The organism is Embleya sp. NPDC056575 (genome assembly GCF_042793325.1).
In the GTDB taxonomy this organism is placed as follows: Bacteria; Actinomycetota; Actinomycetes; order Streptomycetales; family Streptomycetaceae; genus Embleya.
This window is the reverse complement of sequence record NZ_JBHTVA010000017.1, coordinates 65931-86557: the sequence shown is the minus strand read 5'-3', so window position 1 is coordinate 86557 and position 20627 is coordinate 65931. Positions and strand designations below refer to the sequence as shown.

At 72.0% G+C, this 20627-nt stretch carries 20 protein-coding genes and 1 tRNA gene; 14 read left to right on the top strand and 7 right to left on the bottom strand.

From position 1 onward, the window contains the following. Positions 1–4 precede the first annotated feature (4 nt). From nuoK to ACFRCG_RS15875, 7 genes are all read left to right on the top strand, one after another. Positions 5–328, top strand: a complete 324-nt coding sequence (gene nuoK, locus ACFRCG_RS15905) for an NADH-quinone oxidoreductase subunit NuoK (RefSeq protein ID WP_078975783.1) — start codon at positions 5–7, stop codon at positions 326–328. Beyond that, complete coding sequence (locus tag ACFRCG_RS15900) at positions 325–2223, top strand: NADH-quinone oxidoreductase subunit L (protein ID WP_380031851.1); 1899 nt, start codon at positions 325–327, stop codon at positions 2221–2223. Before nuoK ends, ACFRCG_RS15900 begins: the two co-directional genes overlap by 4 nt. A 52-nt stretch (positions 2224–2275) precedes the next feature. Continuing rightward, the gene (locus ACFRCG_RS15895; RefSeq protein ID WP_380031849.1) at positions 2276–3781 is read left to right on the top strand and encodes a NuoM family protein; all 1506 of its coding nucleotides are present in this window, start codon (positions 2276–2278) and stop codon (positions 3779–3781) included. Position 3782: 1 nt separating this feature from the next. Beyond that, complete coding sequence (locus tag ACFRCG_RS15890) at positions 3783–5333, top strand: NADH-quinone oxidoreductase subunit N (protein ID WP_380031848.1); 1551 nt, start codon at positions 3783–3785, stop codon at positions 5331–5333. 173 nt (positions 5334–5506) lie between these two features. After that, complete coding sequence (gene htpX, locus ACFRCG_RS15885) at positions 5507–6367, top strand: zinc metalloprotease HtpX (protein WP_380031846.1); 861 nt, start codon at positions 5507–5509, stop codon at positions 6365–6367. Positions 6368–6459: 92 nt separating this feature from the next. Further along, the gene (locus ACFRCG_RS15880; RefSeq protein ID WP_380005515.1) at positions 6460–6864 is read left to right on the top strand and encodes a YccF domain-containing protein; all 405 of its coding nucleotides are present in this window, start codon (positions 6460–6462) and stop codon (positions 6862–6864) included. Positions 6865–7019: 155 nt separating this feature from the next. After that, on the top strand, positions 7020–7985 hold the full coding sequence (locus ACFRCG_RS15875; protein ID WP_380031844.1) for a glycosyltransferase family 2 protein: 966 nt from the start codon (positions 7020–7022) through the stop codon (positions 7983–7985). Between the two features lie 157 nt (positions 7986–8142). On the opposite strand, the gene ACFRCG_RS15870 is transcribed toward ACFRCG_RS15875, so the two are convergent. Beyond that, positions 8143–8631: a YajQ family cyclic di-GMP-binding protein gene (locus tag ACFRCG_RS15870; RefSeq protein ID WP_078975776.1), complete on the bottom strand. Its 489-nt coding sequence runs from the start codon at positions 8629–8631 to the stop codon at positions 8143–8145. A 176-nt stretch (positions 8632–8807) separates the two neighbouring features. Here ACFRCG_RS15870 and ACFRCG_RS15865 point away from each other — a divergent pair. Continuing rightward, a tRNA-Tyr gene (locus tag ACFRCG_RS15865) sits at positions 8808–8890 on the top strand. A gap of 327 nt (positions 8891–9217) precedes the next feature. After that, positions 9218–10279: an NUDIX domain-containing protein gene (locus ACFRCG_RS15860; protein WP_380031842.1), complete on the top strand. Its 1062-nt coding sequence runs from the start codon at positions 9218–9220 to the stop codon at positions 10277–10279. Between the two features lie 44 nt (positions 10280–10323). On the opposite strand, the gene ACFRCG_RS15855 is transcribed toward ACFRCG_RS15860, so the two are convergent. The 5 genes from ACFRCG_RS15855 to ACFRCG_RS15835 all read right to left on the bottom strand — a co-directional run bounded on the left by ACFRCG_RS15855 (position 10324) and on the right by ACFRCG_RS15835 (position 15782). Further along, a complete protein-coding gene (locus ACFRCG_RS15855; protein ID WP_380031840.1) occupies positions 10324–10767 on the bottom strand; it encodes a nuclear transport factor 2 family protein in 444 nt (147 codons plus the stop codon). Positions 10768–10907: 140 nt separating this feature from the next. Next, complete coding sequence (locus tag ACFRCG_RS15850; RefSeq protein WP_380031989.1) at positions 10908–12497, bottom strand: beta-N-acetylhexosaminidase; 1590 nt, start codon at positions 12495–12497, stop codon at positions 10908–10910. Between the two features lie 129 nt (positions 12498–12626). Next, complete coding sequence (locus ACFRCG_RS15845) at positions 12627–13457, bottom strand: carbohydrate ABC transporter permease (protein WP_380031987.1); 831 nt, start codon at positions 13455–13457, stop codon at positions 12627–12629. Between the two features lie 62 nt (positions 13458–13519). Next, positions 13520–14485 (bottom strand): carbohydrate ABC transporter permease, encoded by a 966-nt coding sequence (locus ACFRCG_RS15840; RefSeq protein WP_380031839.1) that lies wholly within the window; start codon positions 14483–14485, stop codon positions 13520–13522. A 4-nt stretch (positions 14486–14489) separates the two neighbouring features. After that, positions 14490–15782, bottom strand: a complete 1293-nt coding sequence (locus tag ACFRCG_RS15835) for an extracellular solute-binding protein (protein ID WP_380031837.1) — start codon at positions 15780–15782, stop codon at positions 14490–14492. Between the two features lie 416 nt (positions 15783–16198). On the opposite strand from ACFRCG_RS15835, the gene ACFRCG_RS15830 reads away from it, so the two are divergent. The 5 genes from ACFRCG_RS15830 (at position 16199) to ACFRCG_RS15810 (ending at position 20120) form a co-directional block, all read left to right on the top strand. Beyond that, a complete protein-coding gene (locus ACFRCG_RS15830; RefSeq protein ID WP_380031835.1) occupies positions 16199–16327 on the top strand; it encodes a hypothetical protein in 129 nt (42 codons plus the stop codon). Between the two features lie 10 nt (positions 16328–16337). Next, complete coding sequence (locus tag ACFRCG_RS15825) at positions 16338–17333, top strand: IclR family transcriptional regulator (RefSeq protein WP_380031833.1); 996 nt, start codon at positions 16338–16340, stop codon at positions 17331–17333. Beyond that, positions 17330–18526 (top strand): alanine racemase, encoded by a 1197-nt coding sequence (locus tag ACFRCG_RS15820; protein ID WP_380031831.1) that lies wholly within the window; start codon positions 17330–17332, stop codon positions 18524–18526. Before ACFRCG_RS15825 ends, ACFRCG_RS15820 begins: the two co-directional genes overlap by 4 nt. A gap of 178 nt (positions 18527–18704) precedes the next feature. Beyond that, positions 18705–19679 (top strand): sugar kinase, encoded by a 975-nt coding sequence (locus ACFRCG_RS15815; protein WP_380031829.1) that lies wholly within the window; start codon positions 18705–18707, stop codon positions 19677–19679. A 60-nt stretch (positions 19680–19739) separates the two neighbouring features. Continuing rightward, entirely contained in the window at positions 19740–20120 is a 381-nt protein-coding gene (locus ACFRCG_RS15810) for a RidA family protein (RefSeq protein WP_380031827.1), read from the top strand. A gap of 19 nt (positions 20121–20139) precedes the next feature. Here ACFRCG_RS15810 and ACFRCG_RS15805 read toward each other — a convergent pair whose 3' ends face one another. Further along, complete coding sequence (locus ACFRCG_RS15805) at positions 20140–20502, bottom strand: VOC family protein (RefSeq protein ID WP_380031825.1); 363 nt, start codon at positions 20500–20502, stop codon at positions 20140–20142. Between the last annotated feature and the right edge of the window lie 125 nt (positions 20503–20627).

The following is a 20627-nucleotide window of genomic DNA, read 5'->3' as shown; positions in this document are numbered from 1 at the left end:
CCCGATGCATCTGGTCTATCCGCTCGTCCTGGCCGTCCTGCTGTTCGGCATCGGGCTGTACGGGGTGCTCGCGCGCCGCAACGCGATCCTCGTGCTGATGTCGATCGAGCTGATGCTCAACGCGGTCAACGTCAACCTGGTCGCGTTCGACATGTACCTGCGCGACACGCTGCACGCCGGACAGGCGCTGACCCTGTTCGTGATCACCATCGCCGCCGCCGAGATCGGCCTGGGCCTGGCGATCGTGCTGATGGTGTTCCGCAACCGGGCCACCGCCGACATCCCCGACCTGCGCGAGCTGGCCGAGCACAAGGAGGGATCGGTATGACGGTCGCCGCCGCGACGGCCACCGCGCTGCCCGCGCTCGCGGCCCTGTTCGGGCTGCTGCTCGGGCGCCGGGTGCGCCCGGTCCTGATCGCCGTACCCGCCGGCCTGGCCGCGACCGTGCTCACGATCGTGGTAGCCGCCGGCATCGGCGACGACGTGCGCGAGTCGGCGGTGCGGTTGACCCCCACCGGCGCCCTCGACATCACCCTCGGGCTGCGCGTGGACGGCCTCGCCGCGCTGTCCGCGGTGCTCGTCACGGTGGTCGCGCTGCTCGTACAGGTCTACTCGGCGGCCTATCTGCGCGAGGACCCGCGCTACTCCTCCTACGCCGCGCTGGTCTCGCTGTTCACCGCGGCGATGTTGCTCGTGGTCTACACCGGCGACCTGATCGTGCTGCTCGTCGGCTGGGAGGTGATGGGCGTCTGCTCCTACTTCCTGATCGGCCACCACTGGGAGACCGAGGCGGCCCGCTCGGCCTCGATCAAGGCGTTCGTGGTCACCAAGCTGGGCGACGTGCCGTTCCTGATCGGCATCCTGGTCCTGGCCGCGGGCGCCGACTCGTTCCGGATCCGCGACGTGCTCGCGGCGGTGCCCGAGGGCGGCGCCGGCTGGGTCACCGCGGGCACCCTGCTGATGCTGGGCGGCGTCGCGGGCAAGTCGGCCCAGGTGCCGCTGCAGACCTGGCTGCCCGACGCGATGGCCGGCCCCACCCCGGTGTCCGCGCTGATCCACGCCGCCACCATGGTCGCCGCGGGCGCCTACCTGGTGGCCCGGCTCTACCCGGCGTTCCTGGCCGCGCACCCGACGCTGATCGTGCTCGCCGTCATGGCCGCGGTGACGATGGTCGGCTCGGCGCTCGCCGCGCTCGCCCAGGAGGACCTGAAGCGGGTGCTCGCGTGGTCCACGGTCGGCCAACTCGCCTACATGACCGGCGGCCTGGCGGTCGGCGGGCGCGACGCGGCGGTGTTCCACCTGCTCTCGCACGGCGCGTTCAAGGCGCTGCTCTTCCTCGGCGCCGGTGTGCTGATCCATGTGGCCGGGACCGGTGCGCTGGCCGGCATGGGCGGCCTGCGCCGGCGCGCGCCGATCACGTTCTGGACCATGACGGCGGGTCTGGCCGCACTCGCCGGCGTGCCGCCGTTCTCCGGCTTCTTCAGCAAGGAGGCGGTGCTCGGCGCGGCCGAGCACACCGCCGCCGGGCACGACTCGGTGCCCGCCGTCACCGGTTGGCTGGTGCTGGTGGCGGGGCTGTTGACGGCCGTGTTGACGGCGGCCTACGCGACCCGGGTCTGGCTGCGGGTGTTCTTCGGGCCGACGCGCGAGGCGGCGCCCGGTGCGGAGGTGCCGGCGCACGCGGACGCGGCGGACTACGGCGAACCCGGGCGGGGCCGGCACGGCGAGGCCCCGAGCGCGATGGTGTGGCCGCTGGTGGTCCTCGCCGTGCCCACCGTGCTGTTCGGCTTCCTGGCCTTCCCGGGGCTGCCCTCACTGGGCGGTGAACTCGGCTACGACGAGCTGACGCCGCATCCGCTGACCACGGGATTGGCGCTGCTCGCGCTGCTCCTGGGCGCGGGTACGGTCGCCGCGGCGTGGCGGCGCGATCCGGCCGCCGACCCGGCCCGGGTGCTCGGTCCGGTGCGCGGCCCGGCGCTGCGCGGGTTCGACGTGGACGGGCTGTACGCGGCGCTGGTGCTCACCCCCGTCCGAGCGGGCGCCAAGGCCGCCCGGTTCACCGACGGGGCCGTGATCGACACCTACGTCAAGGGCGCGGCGCAGAGCGCGTGGCTGCTCGGCGGCGGGATCCGCCGCGGCCAGAACGGCAACACCCGGCTGTATCTGACCGGCCTGTTCGCCGGTGTGGTCGTGCTCGCCCTCGCGGTGGCGGTGGGCTCGTGATCCGCCCCCGGTCGTTTCCCCCGACGCCCCTTCACGCCCAGGAGACCCCGCGGTGAGCGTCGTGCTGATCCTCGTCGTGGCCGCGCCGCTGCTCGGTGCCGCCCTGCTCCTGCTGCCCGGGGTCGGTGATCGGGCGGCCCGGCTGATCGGCGTCGGCGCCACCGCGGCCACCCTGGCCGGCGCCGTCGCACTGGCCTGCGCGTTCCGGCGCGGGCGGGGGATGCGGTTCGAGACGGACGTGTCCTGGGCGCCCTCGCTCGGGCTGCGGTTCCACCTCGGCATCGACGGCATCTCGCTGCCGCTGCTCGTGCTCACCGCGCTGTTGACCCTGCTCGTCGCCGTCCACAGCCTGTGGAACATTCCGCCGGGCGGCTCCTCGCGGGCCTTCGTCGCGCTGTTCCTGCTGCTCGAGACCGGCACGCTCGGTACCTTCGCGGCCCTCGACCTGATCCTGTTCTTCCTGTTCTTCGAGGTCGTACTGGTGCCGATGTACTTCCTGATCAACCGGTGGGGGAGTCCGGGCGAGCGCGGCCCCGCGTCGTACAAATTCATCCTGTACACGCTGCTCGGCTCGGCCGTGATGTTGCTCGGCTTCCTGCTGGTCCAGGCGAAGACCGGCACCTTCGACATGGTCGAACTCGCCGACCGGCACGGCGAGGGCATGTCGCACGGCGTGCAGGTGCTCGCGTTCCTGGCGATCGGCCTGGGCCTGGCGGTCAAGGTGCCGATGTGGCCGCTGCACACCTGGCTGCCCGACGCGCACACCGCCGCGCCGACGGCGGGCTCGGTGCTGCTGGCGGGCGTCCTGCTCAAGATGGGCACGTACGGCCTGATCCGGATCGCGGTGCCGGTGCTGCCGGAGGGCGCCGAGACGTTCGCGCCGTATCTGGCCGCGTTCGGCGTGGTCGGCATCGTGTACGGGTCGCTGGTGTGCCTGGCGCTGCTGCGCGACCCGGACGGGGACCTGAAGCGCATCATCGCCTACTCGTCGGTGGGCCACATGGGCTTCGCGCTGCTCGGCATCGCCACGCTCACCGCGCAGGGCGTCAACGGCGCGCTGTTCGTCAACATCGGCCACGGGCTGGTCACCGGCCTGCTGTTTTTTCTGGCGGGCGCGGTCAAGGACCGGCACGGCACGGCGCTGCTCGGCCGGCTGGGCGGCGGGATGTACGGGCGTACGCCCCGACTGGGCGCGCTGGTCGCGTTCGGCGCGGTGGCCGGGCTCGGGCTGCCGGGGCTGGCGGGCTTTTGGGGCGAGCTGTTGGCGATGTACGGCGCGTACGAGCCGGGTGCGGGGTTGTCCGTCGGCGGCTACCGGACCTTCCTGGTGATCGCCGGCCTGGGCACCGTACTGACCGCGGCCTATCTGCTCGGCCTGGTCCGGCGGCTCTGCATGGGCCCGGCGGGCGGCGAACCGGCCGCCGGGGTGGACGTGACCGGTCCGGAACTCGTGGTGTGGACCCCGCTCGTCGCGCTGACCCTGGTCGCCGGGCTGTGGCCGGCCACCCTGCTCGCGATCACCGACCCGGCCGTGCGTGCCCTCATGGGAGGCAGCTGACATGCCGTTCGACGTCCAGTCGATCGACTGGCTCGCGATCTCGCCGGTCCTCGCGGTCGCGGTCGCCGCGCTGGTGGTGCTGCTCGCGGACCTGTTCCTGGAGGGTGCGCGCAAGGCGGTGCTGCCCTGGCTGACGCTGGCCGGGCTCGGCGCGGGCCTGGTGCTGTTGTTGCCGCTGCGGGCGGACGGGGACGACGCGCGCGGCACGTTCTGCTCGCCGTCGGGCTGCTCGTACGTGGTCACCGATCTGACGCTGGTGCTACAGCTGGTCCTGCTCGGCTCGGCGGTCGTGGTGGTGCTGTTGTCGATGCCGATGGTGCGGGCGGACGGTGCCGAGGGGGCGGGCGACTCGTCGGAGGTGCCGGGCGGGGAGTACCACTTTCTGCTGCTGTCCTCGGTGACCGGGGCGGTGGCACTGGCCGGCGCCCGCGACCTGCTCACCCTGGTGGTCGCGCTGGAGACGTTGTCGCTGCCCGCGTTCGCGCTGGTCGGGTTGCGCCGGGACGGTCGGGGCGGCGAGGCGGCGCTGAAGTTCTTCCTGCTCTCGGCCGGCGCCACCGCGGTGCTGCTGTTCGGGGTGAGCCTGGTGTACGGGAGCACCGGCGGTGTGCATCTGGCCCGGATCGCGGGCGAGCTGGACCGGCTCGATCCGAAGCTGACCCACGTGGCCGCGACCGGCGCGGTGCTGACCATGATCGGGTTCGCCTTCAAGGTCGCGGCGGTGCCGTTCCACGCCTGGGCGCCCGACACCTATCGCGGTGCGCCGGTCCCGGTCGCCGCGTACCTGTCGGTGGTCTCGAAGACCGCGGGCTTCGCCGGACTGCTGCTCGTCGCCGGCATCGCGTTTCGCCCGTACGCGCACCTGTGGGGGCCCGCGCTCGCGGTGCTCGCCGCGGTGACGATGACCGCGGGCAACGTGGCCGCGCTGCGGCAGACCGACGCGGTACGGCTGCTCGCGTGGTCCTCGATCGCCCAGTCGGGCTATGTACTGGTGCCGTTCGGCACGGCCGCGGGGCACGGCGAGGACCTGGCCGACACGCTGCCCGCGGCGGTGGCGTACCTGGCGGTGTACGCGGTGATGAACCTGGGCGCGTTCGCCGTGGTGACGCTGGTCGCGCGCGAGCGGGGCGGGCTGGTCGCCGACCATCGCGGCCTGTTCCGCGCGCATCCGGTCGCGGCGCTCGCGATGGCGTTCTTCCTGCTGTGCCTGGCCGGTATCCCGCCGGGTCTGGCCGGGCTGTTCGCGAAGGTGACGGTGTTCCAGGCGGTGATCGGGGCCGGCACCGGATGGCTGGCGGTGGTGATGGCGGTCAACGTGGTGATCGGCCTGTACTACTACCTGGCCTGGACGGCGCAGCTGTTCGCGGTCGAGGCGCCGGGGATGCCGCCGGTCGCGGGTTCCGAGGGGGCGGCCGGGGTGCGTACCGGGACGGCCCCGATGCCGCTTCCGCTGGTCGCCGCGCTCGCGCTCACGGGGGTGCTCGGGGTGCTGCTCTCGGTCGCGCCGCAGCTGGTCCTGCGGGTGCTCACCATGCCGGGACTGCTCGGCTGACCTGCGATTCCGTCCCGAGGCGGGGGGGTTACACCGGCCTCGGAAGGGAACTCTGCGTGGCGTTGTCCCGTTGCGAAAGAAGAGACAACGGGCAGAGGGCGACAAGCCGGCGGATACCCCGCACGGGCCCGCATTGTCACCCCTGGACGCTGACGCTTCGAGAGGACTCTGCCGTGCACGGCCAGCACAACGGACTGAAGACCGCCGTACTGCTCGGTGGGATGTCGGCGCTCATCCTGGTCGTCGGCAGCTTCTTCGGCCGCACCGGGTTGATCATCGCCCTGTTCGTGGCGCTCGCGACGAACGGCTACGCCTACTTCAACAGCGACAAGATCGCGCTGCGCTCGATGCGGGCGCGTCCGGTCAGCGAGGCGGAGAACCCCGAGCTGTACCGGATCGTGCGCGAACTCTCCAACGACGCGCGCCAGCCGATGCCGCGCCTGTACATCTCGCCCACCGAGGCGCCGAACGCGTTCGCCACCGGCCGCAACCCGCGCAACGCGGCGGTGTGTTGCACGACCGGCATCCTGCGCATCCTGGACGCGCGGGAGCTGCGCGGGGTGATCGGGCACGAGCTGTCGCACGTGTACAACCGGGACATCCTGATCTCGTCCGTGGCCGGTGCGCTGGCCAGCGTGATCATGTTCCTGGTCAACTTCGCCTGGCTGATCCCGTTCGGCCGCAGCGACGACGACGAGGGTCCCGGCCTGTTCGGCATGCTGGCCATCATGATCCTGGGGCCGCTGGCGGCCAGTGTCATCCAGTTGGCCGTCAGTCGATCGCGTGAATACCAGGCGGACGCCTCCGGGGCCCGGCTCACCGGCGACCCGCTGGCGCTGGCGAGCGCGCTGCGCAAGCTGGACGCGGGCACCCAGGCGCTGCCGCTGCCGCCGGAGCCGAAGTTGCAGACCACCAGCTCGCTGATGATCGCCAACCCGTTCCGGCGGGGCGCGGGCGGGATGAGCAAGCTGTTCTCGACCCACCCGCCGATGGCGGACCGGATCGCGCGGCTGGAGCAGATGGCGGGGCGGTGAGGGGTTCGCGCGTGGTGCGCGGCCGCGTGATTCGCCGAGGTCAGTCCTATGGGTGACGGCATGTCGGCCCGGGCCGGGGTAGAACAACCCTCGTGAAAACTGTCCTGAACGTCATTTGGCTCGTCTTCGCCGGCTTCTGGCTCGCGATCGGCTACGCGGTCGCCGGCCTCGTCTGCTTCCTGCTCTTCTTCCTCGTGGTGACCATCCCGCTCGGCATCGCGGCCTGGCGGATCGCGGCGTACGCGCTGTGGCCGTTCGGGCGGCGGGTGGAGTGGCGTCGGGACGCCGGGGCCGGGTCGATGCTCGGCAACATCCTGTGGATCGTGCTGTTCGGCTGGTGGCTGGCGCTGGGGCACCTGGTCACCGGCGTGCTCCTGTGCATCACGATCATCGGCATTCCGCTGGGTCTGGCCAACTTCAAGCTGATCCCGGTCTCGCTCACCCCGCTGGGCCGCGAGATCGTCTCGACGAGCGACCCGATGCACGTCGGCGTCTGAGCCCGGACAGGCCAATCGGGAGGTCTCGTACGAGGGAGACGGGCACCCGATCGCTGTAGTCGCGCATCCGGTGTGTCGATATGGGTCGAGACACCGGTGTGGCGATATCCACCGGTAAGCCCTGTTGATCCCATCCGGGAAGCGCGGAGGTTGCCGTGGCGGCTACGGTCAGTGTCATCGTTCCCACCCGGGATCGCACGGCCCAACTGGCCGACGCCCTGCGCAGCGTGGCCCTCCAGGGCATCCGCGGCATCGAGGTGGTGGTGATCAACGACGGCGGCGCGGACGTGGCGGGCGTGCTGCCGCTCGGGGTGCGTGGGATGACCGTGCGGCTGTTGTCGTTCCCGCGCTCGCGGGGGCCGGCCGCGGCGCGCAACGCGGGTCTGGAGATCGCCACCGGCCGCTTCGTCGCCTTCCTCGACGACGACGACCTGTACCTGCCGGGCCACCTCGACCGGGCCCTGGCCGCGCTGGAGCACTCCGGGACGGACGCGGTGTACGCGGACTGCGTGCTCAGCGGGGCGCGGGCGGTGCCGGGCGAGATCCCGGCGGGCAGCCCGTACCGCTACGACTTCCCGTACGACCCGGACATGCTCTCGGTGGCCAACTTCGTCCCGACCACGGCCGTGGTCGCCCGCAACCCCGCGCACACCGCGCCCGCGTCGTGGTTCCGCTTCGATCCGGAGTTGCCGATCCTGGTCGACTGGTCGTTGTGGCTGCGCCTGGTGCACGACCGGGGCTGGTCGTTCACCCGGTTGTCCGAGCCGGGGGTGGTCTACCACCGGGAACGGGCCGACGCGAGCCTGGCGGGCGGTATGGCGGCCCGGGTCGCGTGGCTGAGCCAGTACGAGGACACGTACCGCACGGTGATCGCCCGCTGGCCGGTGCCGCCGACGGGCCGCGTCGCGAGGTTCCGCCGCCACGCGCTGACGATGTTCGCGATCGCCCAGGAACACCTGGCCACGGGCTCGGACCTGGCCCCCTTCGCATACGAGGAGGCCCTCAGAGTCCTCCACGCGGGCTTCACGGGCCGCCTCGAAGAAGACAGGGTCCCCACCCACCTGACCGAGGTCCTGACCACCCCGACCACGACCGAGCCCAAGGCGGCGGCACCCCGCTGACGGCGCGGGCGCACCGCCGCCGACACGCACGAAGGGCACGGCGAGAACCGCGGGCGGGGCCGCCGCCAGGCGACCCCTCCCCGGACCTTCGTCGTGCCCTTCGTCCCGGTCGACGCCGGGCCGTCGAGCCCACGTCGTCGCGCGGCGACGACCGCGACTAGCGGTAGTTCACGAACTGGAGCGCGAACTCCAAGTCCTTGCCCTTGAGCAGCGCGATGACCTCCTGGAGGTCGTCCCGGTTCTTCGAGGACACACGCAGCTCGTCGCCCTGGATCTGCGCCTTGACGCCCTTGGGGCCCTCGTCGCGGATGATCTTGGAGACCTTCTTCGCGTTCTCCTGGGAGATGCCCTCCTGGATCGACGCGAAGATCTTGTACTCCTTGCCGGACGCCTTCGGCTCACCGGCGTCGAGCGACTTGAGCGAGATGCTGCGCTTGATCAGCTTGCCCTGGAACACGTCGAGGATCGCGTTCACACGCTCCTCGGAGTTGGCGCGCATCTCGATCTGCTCGCCGGTCCAGCCGATGTGCGCGCCGACGTTCTTGAAGTCGAACCGCTGCGCGATCTCCTTCGAGGTCTGGTTCAGCGCGTTGTCGACCTCCTGACGGTCGACCTTGGACACGATGTCGAAAGAGGAGTCAGCCAAGGCTCGGAATCGCTTTCTGTGGGATCTGACAGGGAGGGAAGGCAACCCCTCCAGCCTAGAGCGTCCCCCACAACCCAGACCCCGACCGCACCCGCCCCCACCCGAACCGATACCGAGTGGCGAAGCACCCGGGGTGGTCCGCTATTGTTGTCCCCGTCGCGCCGAAAGACGCACAAGGCGGGTTGCCCGAGTGGCCAAAGGGAGCAGACTGTAAATCTGCCGGTGTACGCCTACGTTGGTTCGAACCCAACACCCGCCACACCACCAAGAAGGCCCCTGATCAGCGGAAACGCTGGCCAGGGGTCTTCTTCGTTCCTGCCGGGGGTCGGTGCCGGGGGGTATGGCACCGCCGTCCACGCCTCGGTGGTCACCGAGGAGGCGAATGGCTTCAGCGGCTCCGGGCGGCGGTACGGGGGTTTCGCGGCTGATCCCGTCGAGGGCGGCGTCGGTCCGGGGCGGGTCGCCGGTCGTGTAGGTGGTTCGGACGTACATGGGCTGCTGTATCTGTCGTGGGGCCCGGAAGGTTGCGATCCTTGCGCCCGACTGCCCGGTGCGGGCGAGGCTTCCGCGAGGATGGGCGGCGAGCATGGCGCCCGGTACGACGACGGATGTGACGGGGGAGCGGATGAGCGTGGATGGCATCGACGAGCCGGTATCCCGGGAGCTGATCGACTACTGCGCCGGCCTGCCGGGCGTGGTCGTGGGCGCCTCGATGGTGCTGCGCGATCGGCGCGGTCGGCTCGTGGTGGTCGACCCCGGGTACAAGCCCGGCCTGGACCTGCCCGGCGGAATGGCCGAGGCCGGGGAGTCCCCGCACGAGGCGGCCGGGCGCGAGGTGCGGGAGGAGTTGGGCCTCGACCTCGCGGTCGGGCGGTTGCTCGCGGTGTGCACCACGTCCGCCGCGACGTTCGGACGGGTCGTGCTCGACTTCGTCTTCGCCGGGCCGACGCTCACCGACGAGCAGGTCGCCGTACTCGCTCCGGCCGACCCCGAGTTGCGCGCGGTGTACGTGCTCACGCCCGACGAGGCGCTGCCGCGTTTTCCGGGACGCACCCGGCGGCGGGTCTCGGTCGCGTTGGAGGCGGAGGCGTCGGGGTCCTGTCTGTACGTGGTCGACGGGCGCGAGCATCGGCCGCCGAAGGAGCGGGTCTGGCACGAGGACGAGCCGATCCCGGCCGGTACGCCCGTGGGCCGCGCGGCGGGGTGGCTGTTCGATCCGGACGGGCGGGTGCTGCTGGTGGGCGACCCCGACGGCGGGTACGCCCTGCCCGGCGGCGGCGCCGAGCCGGAGGACGCGGACGCGCTCGCGACCCTGGCCCGCGAGGTGGCCGAGGAGGCCAACGCGGTGCTGGGCAAAGTCACCCACGTGGGCTACCTGTCCGACCCGGACGGCGGCGACGTGCGCTCCCGCAGCGCCGCCCGGCTCGCCGCGCTCGGCCCGCTCGCCCCCGACCCGGCCACGGGCTGGTCGTGGAGCCGGGTCCTGGTCACCCCGCGCCGCGCCGCCGCCCTCCTCGGCGACGGCTACGTCGCCCGACTGCCGCAGGCCCTCGCCGCCCAGCGCATCGCGCACGAGCGCCTGGGCGTCCCGATCCTGGACGACGACAGCCGCGTCGACGTCCCCCCAGAGGGCGTCACCTTCGCCTGACCGCCTGACCGCCTGACCGCCCGACCGCCCGACCGCCCGCGTCCCTACAGCGGGTGTTTCAGGTGTCGGCTCAGGTCGCCCACGTAGTCCGTGATCATGTGGCGGCGGGTGAAGCGCCACGCCCCGTCGAGGCGGGCGAAGGTGTCGTGGTAACGACCGGTGAAGACGGGCTGGAGGGGGAAGTCGGGCAGTGCCTGGAACACCGTGACGTAGCTGCGGCACGTGCCCGTCCCCGCGTCGTCGTCGACGTCCACGATCAGGTTCGTGGTGACGTGCCGCGTGTGGGGCGTGCCGTTGTCGGGATACCGGCGCGTCCACGCCTCGTACATCTCCCGCGCCCCGGCCGCGCCGCGCACCTCCAGGTCCTGGCCCTCGGAGGTGATCACGGCGTGCGCGAACAGCTCGCCCACGCCCGCGAAATCGCCCGCGTCGATGCGCTCGGCGTACAGCCCGATCAGGTTCGGGATCGCGTGGTATCCGGATGGCATGACGGCACCGACCGACCTCTCGTGGGGGAGGGGTGAGGAGGCCGAGACCACTCGGACCCCATCCGGGCGACCATAACTGACGCAGCGTCAGATGTCAGTGCCACCCGCGCGGCCCGGCCCGGCCCCGCCGCGGCGCCGCCTCACCCCACCGTCCCGCCCCTGATGTTCTCCGTCAGCTCCAGCAACTCCGCCTCCCGCTCCGCCCGCGACTTCGGGAACCCCGGCGCGTCCGGCCGGGTCTGCCACGGGTGCGGCCCGTCGAGCGGGCGGTACTCCACGCCCAACGCGTCCAGCCGCGCCAGGTGCGCCGACGTCAACCGCTCGGTGAATTCCGCGAAGTCGCCCGGCTCCGACCACACCGCCTCGGCGAACGCGCACATCCTCGGGAAGGCCATGTAGTCGATCCGCCGCACCGAATCCATGTGCTCGGTCCAGATCTGCGCCTGCCCGCCCAGGATCCGCGCGCCCTCCTCGGCGGTGAGCACCGACGGCACCGGCCGGAACGCGTACACGTCCGCCAACGTCAACAACGGCCCCACCGGAATCGGCTCGTCCGCCGCCTCGCCCTGGCGGTAGTCGAAGTACACCGACATGTCGGGGCACGCCACCACGTCGAACCCGGCCCGCGCCGCCACGATCGTCCCGTGCTCGGCGCGCCACCCCCCGATCAACGCGTCCGACGGCACCGCGTCGCCGCCCGCCAGCACCTCGTCCCAGCCGAACACCACCCGCCCGTGCGCGGCCAACATCTTCGCCAACTCGGCCACGAACCAGCCGCCCAGCGAGCCGGGGTCGGGGTGCCCCATCCGCTCCCACGGCCCGGTCGGCACCTCGTCGCCGCCGACGCACACATACCGCGAGGGGAAGATCGCGCACACCTCGGCCAACACGTCGCGGCAGAAGCCCAGCGCCTCCTCGGTCGGCGCCAGCACCCCGTCGGACAGCCCGCCCCAGCGGGTGCGCACCCCGTCCACCGGCACCGCGCCCAGCGACGGATAGGCCGCCACCGCCGCCTGGACATGCGCCGGCAGGTCGATCTCGGGCACCACGGTGATGTGCCGATCGGCCGCGTACGCGACGATCTCGCGCAGATCGTCGCCCGTGTAGAAACCGCCGTGCGGCTTCTCGTCGAAGCGCTCGTGCTGCCGGGCCCCGCGCATGCTCGCGGTGCGCCACGCGCCCACCGAGGTCAACCGGGGCCACCCCGGCACCTCGATCCGCCAGCCCTGGTCGTCGGTCAGATGCAGGTGCAGCACGTTCAGTCGATGCGCGGCCAGCAGGTCGACGAAGCGCAGCACGTCCTGCTTGGGCACGAAGTGCCGGGCCACGTCCAGCATCACCCCGCGCCACCCGAACGCCGGCGCGTCCTCGATCAGGCACGCCGGCATCGACCACGCGCCGTCCCGCACCCGTCCGCGCCGGAACACGTCCGCCGGCAACAACTGCCGCAGCGTCTGCAGGCCCGCGAACACCCCCGCCGGCGTACCGCCGCACAGGTCCACCCCGGCGGCGGTGACCTCCAGCCGGTATCCCTCCGCCGGCAGCGCCTCCGGGTCGAGCCGCAACTCGATCCCCGGCCCCGGCGGCAGCAGGCACCCGGTCGCCGGGCCGAGCGCGCCGCGCAACCACGCCGCCTCGCCCGCCAGTTCCGGCGGATGACTCAACCCGGTCGCGGGCGTCAACACGAACCCGCCCACACCGGGCGTCATGCGCGCCGGTCGGGGAACCACGAACGGCCCGGATGCCACAGGCGCCACGGACGAGGAAGACGAAGACGATGACACGGAATCAGCCCTTCACCAACGAGGAGGTCACCACGGATATCAACGACGAGTCGAACGCCGGCACACCCCGAACCCTCAGTCCTTCACCGCCCCGCCCAACCCCGACACCAGATGCCGCTGCACCAGCACGAAGAAGATCAGCACCGGAATGGTCATCAGCGTCGAAGCCGCCATGATCCCGCCCCAGTCGTTCTCGTCCGGCTTGAAGAACACCATCAGCGCCGCCGGCAACGTCTGGTGATCGGTGTCCAGGATGAACGTCTTCGCGAACACGAAGTCGTTCCACGCGGTGATGAACGAGAACACCGACGTCGCCGCGAGCCCGGGCGCCACCAGCGGGAACAGGATCCGCCACAGGATGGTGAACCGGTTCGCCCCGTCGATCCGCGCCGCCTCCTCCAGCGACTCCGGGATCGCCTTGACGAAACCGCGCAACATCCAGATGGCGAACGGCAGCGAGAAGGCCAGGTTCACCAGCATCAGCGAGCCGAGCGTGCTCAGCCCGAACTGCGGCGCCACCGAACCGATGTCGCGGACCAGGAAGAACAGCGGGATGGTCAGCGCCTCGACCGGCACCATCTGGGCGACCAGGAACATCACCAGGATCGTGGTGCGGAACTTGAAGTCGAACCGGGTCAGCGCCACCGCCGCCAGGAACGCCACGAGCCCGGACAGCACCACCACCACGCTCGCCACGATCAGGCTGTTCAGGAAGTAGCCGCCGAAGCCGCTGACCCCGAACGCGTCCCGGAAGTTGGACAACGTCGGATGCCACGTCCACGGGCGCGGGTCGACCGAGTTGATCTCGCCGTCCGGCTTGAACGCGGAGAGCACCATCCAGTACAGCGGGAAGACGGTGAGCAGCGCGACCACGATCGCCGTGGTGTTGGCGATCCTTCGGGACACCGTGCGACCGCCCTTCGAGCGACGGGGGCCGGCCGGCCGGACGGCGGCGGCGGAGGTACGGTTCACAGCTCCTCCCCGGAGCGACGCAGCGCGCGGATGTAGAAGATGGTGACCGCGAGCAGGATCAGCGTCATCAGCACGCCGATCGCCGCGCCCAGGCTGTAGTCCGAGGACGCGAAGGCCTTCTGGTACGCGTACACGTTGAGCACCAGGTTCTGGCCGGCGATGCCGCCACCTCCGGTCATCACGTAGATCTGGGTGAAGACCTTGAAGTCCCAGATGATCGACTGGATCACCACGATGGTCAGGATCGGCCGCAACATCGGCAGCATCACGTGTCGAAAGACGGTCCAGGTGGACGCGCCGTCCAGGCGGGCCGCCTCCAGCACCGAGACCGGGATCGACTCGATGCCCGCGTACAGCGAGATCATCACGAACGGGAACGAGTGCCACACCACCACGACGCCGACCAGCGCGAACGCGGACCACTTGTCGTAGAACCAGTTGTGGCCCTGCATCCCCAGGACCTCGTTGACCAGGCCCAGGTTGGTGTCGAACAGGAACATCCACACCGTCGAGCCGGTCATCGCCGGCGCCGCCCAGGCGCCGAGCGCGGCGAACAGCAGCAACAGCCGGGGCCACTTGCCGACCCGGGTCAGCAGCACCGCCAGCGCCGCGCCCACCGCCAGGGTCGCCACCACGCACGCCGCGGCGAACACCACGGTCTGGAACAGCACGTCCCAGAACTGATCGTCGCCCAGCAGGGTCGAGTAGTTGTCGAACCCGACGAACTCCGCGACCTCGCCCGCCGACGCCTGCGGCTGGCCGAACTTCAGGAAGGAGAGCAGGCCGAGCTGATAGAGCGGGTAGCCGAACAGCGGGATCAGGATGACCGCCGACGGCAGCAGCAGCCAGAGCGGCGTCCACGAGCGGCGCCGTCCGGTCTTCGTCTTGCCCGCGCCGCCGCGCGGGCGGACCGAGGCCGGGGTCGGCCGGTCCGCCCGCGCGGGCGTGGTGGTCGTGGTCACCGGCTTACTTCCCGGCGAACGCGTTGTCGATGACGGTCTTGGCCTCGCCGGTGGCGCCGGAGACGTCCGACTTGCCGGTGATCACCTTCTGGAACATGGTCGGCACCACGGACTGCGAGTCGATCTTGGCCCACGCGGCATCCTTGGGCACGAACTTGGTGCCCGCGTTCAGGGTGTCGATGAACGGCTTGAGCCACGGGTCCCTGGCCACCACGTCGCCGCGCGCCGAGGCGAGCGTGGGCAGGTTGCCCATCGCGTCGAACATCTGGAGCTGGTACTTCTTGCCGCCCAGGATCTTCATGAAGTCGACCGCGAGCGAGCGGTGCTGCGAGGACTTCATCACGCCGAGGTCGTTGCCGCCGGAGAAGGCCGGCGCGATCGAGCCCGGGGCGGTGCCCGGCAGCGGCACGACCGCGTACTTGCCCTTGGCCGTGCCCGCCTCGACCGCGCTGCGCGAGGAGTTGGGCAGGATCGCCATGCCGGCGGTGCCGGCCGCGAACGCCTCGACCGTCTTGCCGCCGGTCAGGTCGGCGCACTGCTGGGGCGGACAGATGTCCTTGGCGAACAGGTCGGTGTAGGCCTTGACGCCCGCCTGCGACTGCGGCGAGTCGATCGCGGCCGCGTACTTGCCGCCCTGCTGGGTGGCGATCTCGCCGCCGTTGGCCCACAGGAAGGGCAGGCCGCCGAAGGTGTACTTGCCGCCGACCGCGATGCCGAGCATGTCCGGCTTGGCCTGGCGCACCTTCTTCGCCGCCTCGACCAGCTCGGTGTACGAGGTGGGGGGCTTCAGGCCCAGCTCGGTGAACACGTCGGTGCGGTAGTACAGCGAGCGCAGGCCCAGCCACCACGGCAGGCCGTAGGTCTTGCCGTCGACCAGCGTGGTGTCCTTGAGGTCCTTGGGCAGGTCGCCCGCCTCCGACCAGTTGGCCAGGTCGCCGGAGATGTCCGCGAGGCCGCCGGCCTGGACGTAGCCGAACAGGTCGGTGTTGCCGAACTCGACCACGTCCGGCGCGCTGTTCGGGTCGTTGAACGCGCCCTTCATCTTCTCCGCGCGCGGGCCCGCGTCGGTGGGGATGTAGCCCACCTCGACGGTCACCTTGGGGTGCGCCGCCTTGAAGTCGGCGACGGCCGCGCCCACGACCTTCTCCTTGGGCGCCCGGTTGGCCTCGTCGTACAGCCACACCTTGAGTGTGCCGGTCTGTTCGTCGGCGGACTTCGTCTTGGACGCCGTGCCGGGCGCGCACGCCGCCAGCGCGATGCCGGCCACTGCGACGGCGGCCAAACTCCGGATCTTCACGACAATTCCTCCTGCGGCGAGGCAGGCCGAAGCGACCGCGGGGGGTGCCGCGACCCGAGGGTCGGCCTGTACGTCTGGACGTCGCGTCAATCGACACGAACGGGGCCGCAAGGGGGAAACAATCCGGTGCGGCGTGAGCGGGACGTTAGAAAGCGGCGCGTCGTTCCGACAAGGCGTCCCGCCGAACGTTGTGCACTGCAAAACTGTGTGCTGCGAAAGTGGTATCGGACGCTTACGGACACGTAACGTCCGTGCTCGGTCGACCCGTCGGTCATCCGCCGGACACCGTGCGTTCCGGAGCGCGGGCGGGCGGACACACGGGGTCACGCGAGGTGTGCGGACGAGGCAAGAGCACGCGGGAAGCGACGCCGCACGGCGCGCGGCGAGGAACGCGTGAAAGGGCAGGGAGGGCTCGCATGTACGACGTACCGCCGCGCGGCGGACGGGTGCCCGGCGGCGGCGATGTGCCGGTGGCGGGTGTCCCCGTACTCTCGTTCGAAGCCCCGACGGGCAACCCGCCCGCGCACCCGGTCAGGTCGTCCTGAGGACATGCGAGTGAGCACTCCCGAGCACGGCCCCGAACCGGTCGACGGCGGCGCGTCGACCCGCGTCGACCAGCCGACGCGCCCGGTCGAATCGACCCACGCGCTCGGACCGGCGCACGCGGGCGCGTCGACCCGCGCGGTCGGGGCGGCCCACCCGGCCGCCCCCGCTCCCGCTCCCGCGGTCGCGCCGACCCGCTCCGACGAGCCGGAGGCCGCCCGCGCCGGCCGCCCCCCGGCCCCGCCGCGCAACCAGTCCGCGTCCCTGCGCCGCGCCCTCGCCGTGCTGGAGCAGGTCCGCGACCACGCCGCCGCCGAGGGACTGAGCCTGACGGAGCTGGCCGACACGCTCGGCCTGTCCAAGAGCACGGTGCTGCGCCTGGCCCAGCCGCTCCTGGACACCGGCCTGCTCGCCCGCGATCGCCGGCACGGACACTTCCGGCTCGGCCCCGGCGCGCTCGCCCTCGGCCAGGCGTACCTGGCCGGCATCGACCTGCGCACCGCCGCCGCCGAGGAGGCGCACCGCCTGATGCGCGAGGCCGGCGGCACCGTGCACCTGTGCGTGCCCGACGCGCCGCACATCGTCTACATCGACAAGGTCGAGAACGAGACCGCGGTACGGATGGCCTCGCGCATCGGCAGCCGCGCGCCGATGTACTGCACGGCGGTCGGCAAGGCGATGCTCGCCTGGCTGCCCGAGGACGTGTTCGCCCAGGTGGTCGACGCGGGCCTGCCCACGGTCACCACCCGCACCCTGACCGACCCCGGCCTGCTGCGCACCGAACTGGCCCGGATCCGCAACCGCGGCTACTCGGTGGACGATCGCGAGAACGAGCCCGAGGTGCGCTGCGTGGCGGCGCCTATCTTCGATCACAACGACGTCGTGGTCGGGGCCCTGTCGGTCTCCGGTCTCACGTCGCGCGTCACCGCGGCGCGAGTTCGCGAACTGGGACCCGCGGTCGCGGCGGCGGCACTCCGTGTATCGCGCACCCTGGGAGCGACCCGATGACACTCGACTCGTACACCAAGGGCACCTGGCTGCCCTACGAGGAACTCACCGACGACGAGTTCGGCGCCGCCGGACACAGCCTTTTCGACGGGCCGCTCACGTGGCCGGTGATGGTCGCGCGCAAATCCGCGCTGCTCGCGAACGTGGCCACGATGGCCGCGTACACCGAGCGGCACGGCGTGTTGTTCGCCCCGCACGGCAAGACCACGATGTCGCCCGAGCTGTTCGCCGAGCAACTGGGCGCGGGCGCCTGGGGGATCACCGTCGCCACCGCGAACCAGGCGCTCGCCGCGCACCGGTTCGGCGTACCGCGGATCCTGGTCGCCAACGAGATCCTGGACGAGAAGGTGCTGCGCTGGGCCGCCACCCGGCCGGACCTGCTGTTCTACGTCGACTCCCGGGCGGGCGTCGAGATCGCGGCGGCGGCGCTCGCCGCGGTGCCCGGGGGGAGGTTGTCGGTGCTGGTCGAACTGGGCCGCGCCGGCGAGCGGACCGGGTGCCGGAGTGTCGCCGAGGCGGCCGAGCTGGCCCGGGTCGCGGCGGCGGTTCCGGGGCTGACCGTGGCGGGCGTGGCGGGCTACGAAGGCGGCCTGCCCGACGCCGCGGCGGTGTCCGCGTGGATGGGCGAACTCGCCTCCCTGGCCGACGAGATCGCCGACCTGGTGCCCGGTTCGCCGATCGTCTCGGCGGGCGGCAGTGCCTGGTTCGACGCGGTCGTGGACACGCTCGCACCGGACGGCAAGCCGCTCCCCGACCGGACGATCATCCTGCGCAGCGGCGCCTACGTCTCACACGACGACGGCTTCTACGCGGTCCGCACCCCGTTCGTCCGGCACCCCGAGGAGGGCTCGCTCGCGAGCGCCCTGGAGGTCTGGGCGCAGGTGCTCTCCGCGCCCGAGCCGGGCCTGGCCCTGCTCGGCGCGGGCCGCCGCGACGTGCCCTTCGACCAGGACCTGCCGGTGCCGCTGCGCATCCGTGCGCTGGACGGGACGCTGCGCGAGCCGGGCGCCGCGCGGGTGACCAGGCTCGACGACCAGCACGCCTACCTCGACCTGGGCGATACCGAGGTGGCCCCGGGCGAACTGGTCTGCCTGGGCATCTCGCACCCCTGTACGGCCTTCGACAAGTGGCGCGTGGTGCCGGTGGTGGACGACGACCACCGCGTCGTGGACGTGCTCAACACGCACTTCTGACCGGGGGAGCCGCGCCGGGCCCGGCCCCGAGCCGGTCCCGGCGCACCGGTACACCCCGCCCGAACCACCGGAACAACCGCAACCACCCAAAGCACCGGCCCCACCCGAACCACCGGCCCCACCCGAACCGATCCCGCATCCGATGCCGTCGACGACGCGACCCCCGCGAGAGGACATCATGACCGCCGAACCCCGGGAAACCCCGGACGTGGTCACGCTCGGCGAGACCATGGTGCTGCTCCGCGCGCCGCACATCGGCCCGCTGCGGCACGCCCGCACGCTCGACGTCGCCATCGGCGGCGCCGAGAGCAACCTGGCGATCGGGATCACCCGGCTCGGCGGAAGGGCCGCGTGGATCGGCCGGGTCGGCGACGACGAGTTCGGCCGACTGGTGCTGACCGTGCTCGGCGGCGAGGGACTGGACACACGCGCCGCGGTGGTCGACCCGGAGGCGCCCACCGGGCTGATGGTCAAGGCCCGACGTACCAGCGCGGCCACCGACGTGCGCTACTACCGCGCGGGCAGCGCCGGCTCGCGCCTGTGCCCGGACGACGTGGATCCCGCCCTGGTGCGCTCCGCCCGGATCCTGCACGTCACCGGCATCACCCCCGCGCTGTCCCCGACCGCGCGCGCCGCGGTGCGCGCGGCCGTCGCCGAGGCGAACGCGGCCGGCGTCCCGGTCTCGCTCGACCTGAACTACCGGCGGGCGTTGTGGTCGGCCGAGGACGCCGCCGGCGAACTGCGCGCCCTGGCCGGCCACGCCGACATCCTGTTCGCCACCGAGGACGAGGCCCGCCTGGTGCTCAAGGCGCCGGACCACACCCCGTTCGTGGACCTGGCCCGCGAGTTGACCGCGCTCGGCCCCGCCCAGGTACTGCTCAAGCGCGGCGCGCTGGGCGCGGTCGCGATCGTCGACGGCCGGCCGCACGAGGTGCCGCCGCACCGGGTGCACGCGGTCGACCCGGTCGGCGCGGGCGACGCGTTCGCCGCCGGCTACCTGGCCGAACTGGTCGGGGGCGGCCCGGTCGCGACCCGACTGGCCACCGCCGCCGCGGCCGGGGCGTTCGCGGTGACCGTGCCCGGCGACTGGGAGGGCCTGCCCCGCCGGGACGAGTTGCGGCTGCTCGCCCAGGACGACGCGGTCACCCGCTGAATCCCGGCCGCACATAGCATTCCCACGCATCCGCACACGCGATCGGGAAGGCGAACCACCATGGCCCACAAGGAAATCCGCACCGACGCCGCGCCGAAGCCCGGCGGCACCTACTCGCAGGGCATCGACACCGGCGACTTCGTCTACACCGCGGGCATGGGCCCGATCGACCCGGCCACCGGCGCGATCGTCGGCGACGACGTGGCGACCCAGACCCGCCAGGTGCTGGACAACCTCAAGGCCGTACTGGCCGAGGCCGGGCTCGACTTCGGCCACGTGGTGAAGGTGACCACGCACCTGGAGCACCTGCGGCGCGACTTCGCCGGCTACGACGAGGTCTACCGCGAGTACTTCACCGCGCCGTACCCGGTGCGCACCACCGTCGGCTCGGACCTGATGAACATCCTGGTCGAGATCGACGTGGTGGCCCGCCGCCCGTGACCGAAGGCGGCGCGGGCGGTCACAGCGGCTGGAGGAATTCGAGCCGGTTGCCCACCGCGTCGTGCGCGTGGCACCGGCGGTGGCCGGGGAACTCGCCGTCGGGCGTGACCTCGGTGCCGTGCGCCGCGAGCCGGGCCATCACATCGTCCAGGTCGTCGACCAGGATGCCGGGATGGGCCTTGCGCGCGGGCCGGAAGTCGGCCTCGACGCCGAGGTGTATCTCCAGCGTGCCGGCGCGCACCCACAGTCCGCCGCGTGCCGCGAGCACCGGCGGCTTGGCCACCTCGGTCATGCCGAGCACGCCGAGATAGAACGCACGACACGCGTCCTCGCTGCCGGCGGGAATCGCGAGCTGTACGTGGTGCAGGGCGAAGGACGTCATGCGCGCATTCCTACCCTCCCGGCGCCGCGGAGCGGAACCACGCCCCGCGCGAGCACACCCACCGTCCGGGTCCCTCGGCGGGCGCCGCGGCCCACGATCCCCCCGATCGCGGGCACACGGGAACG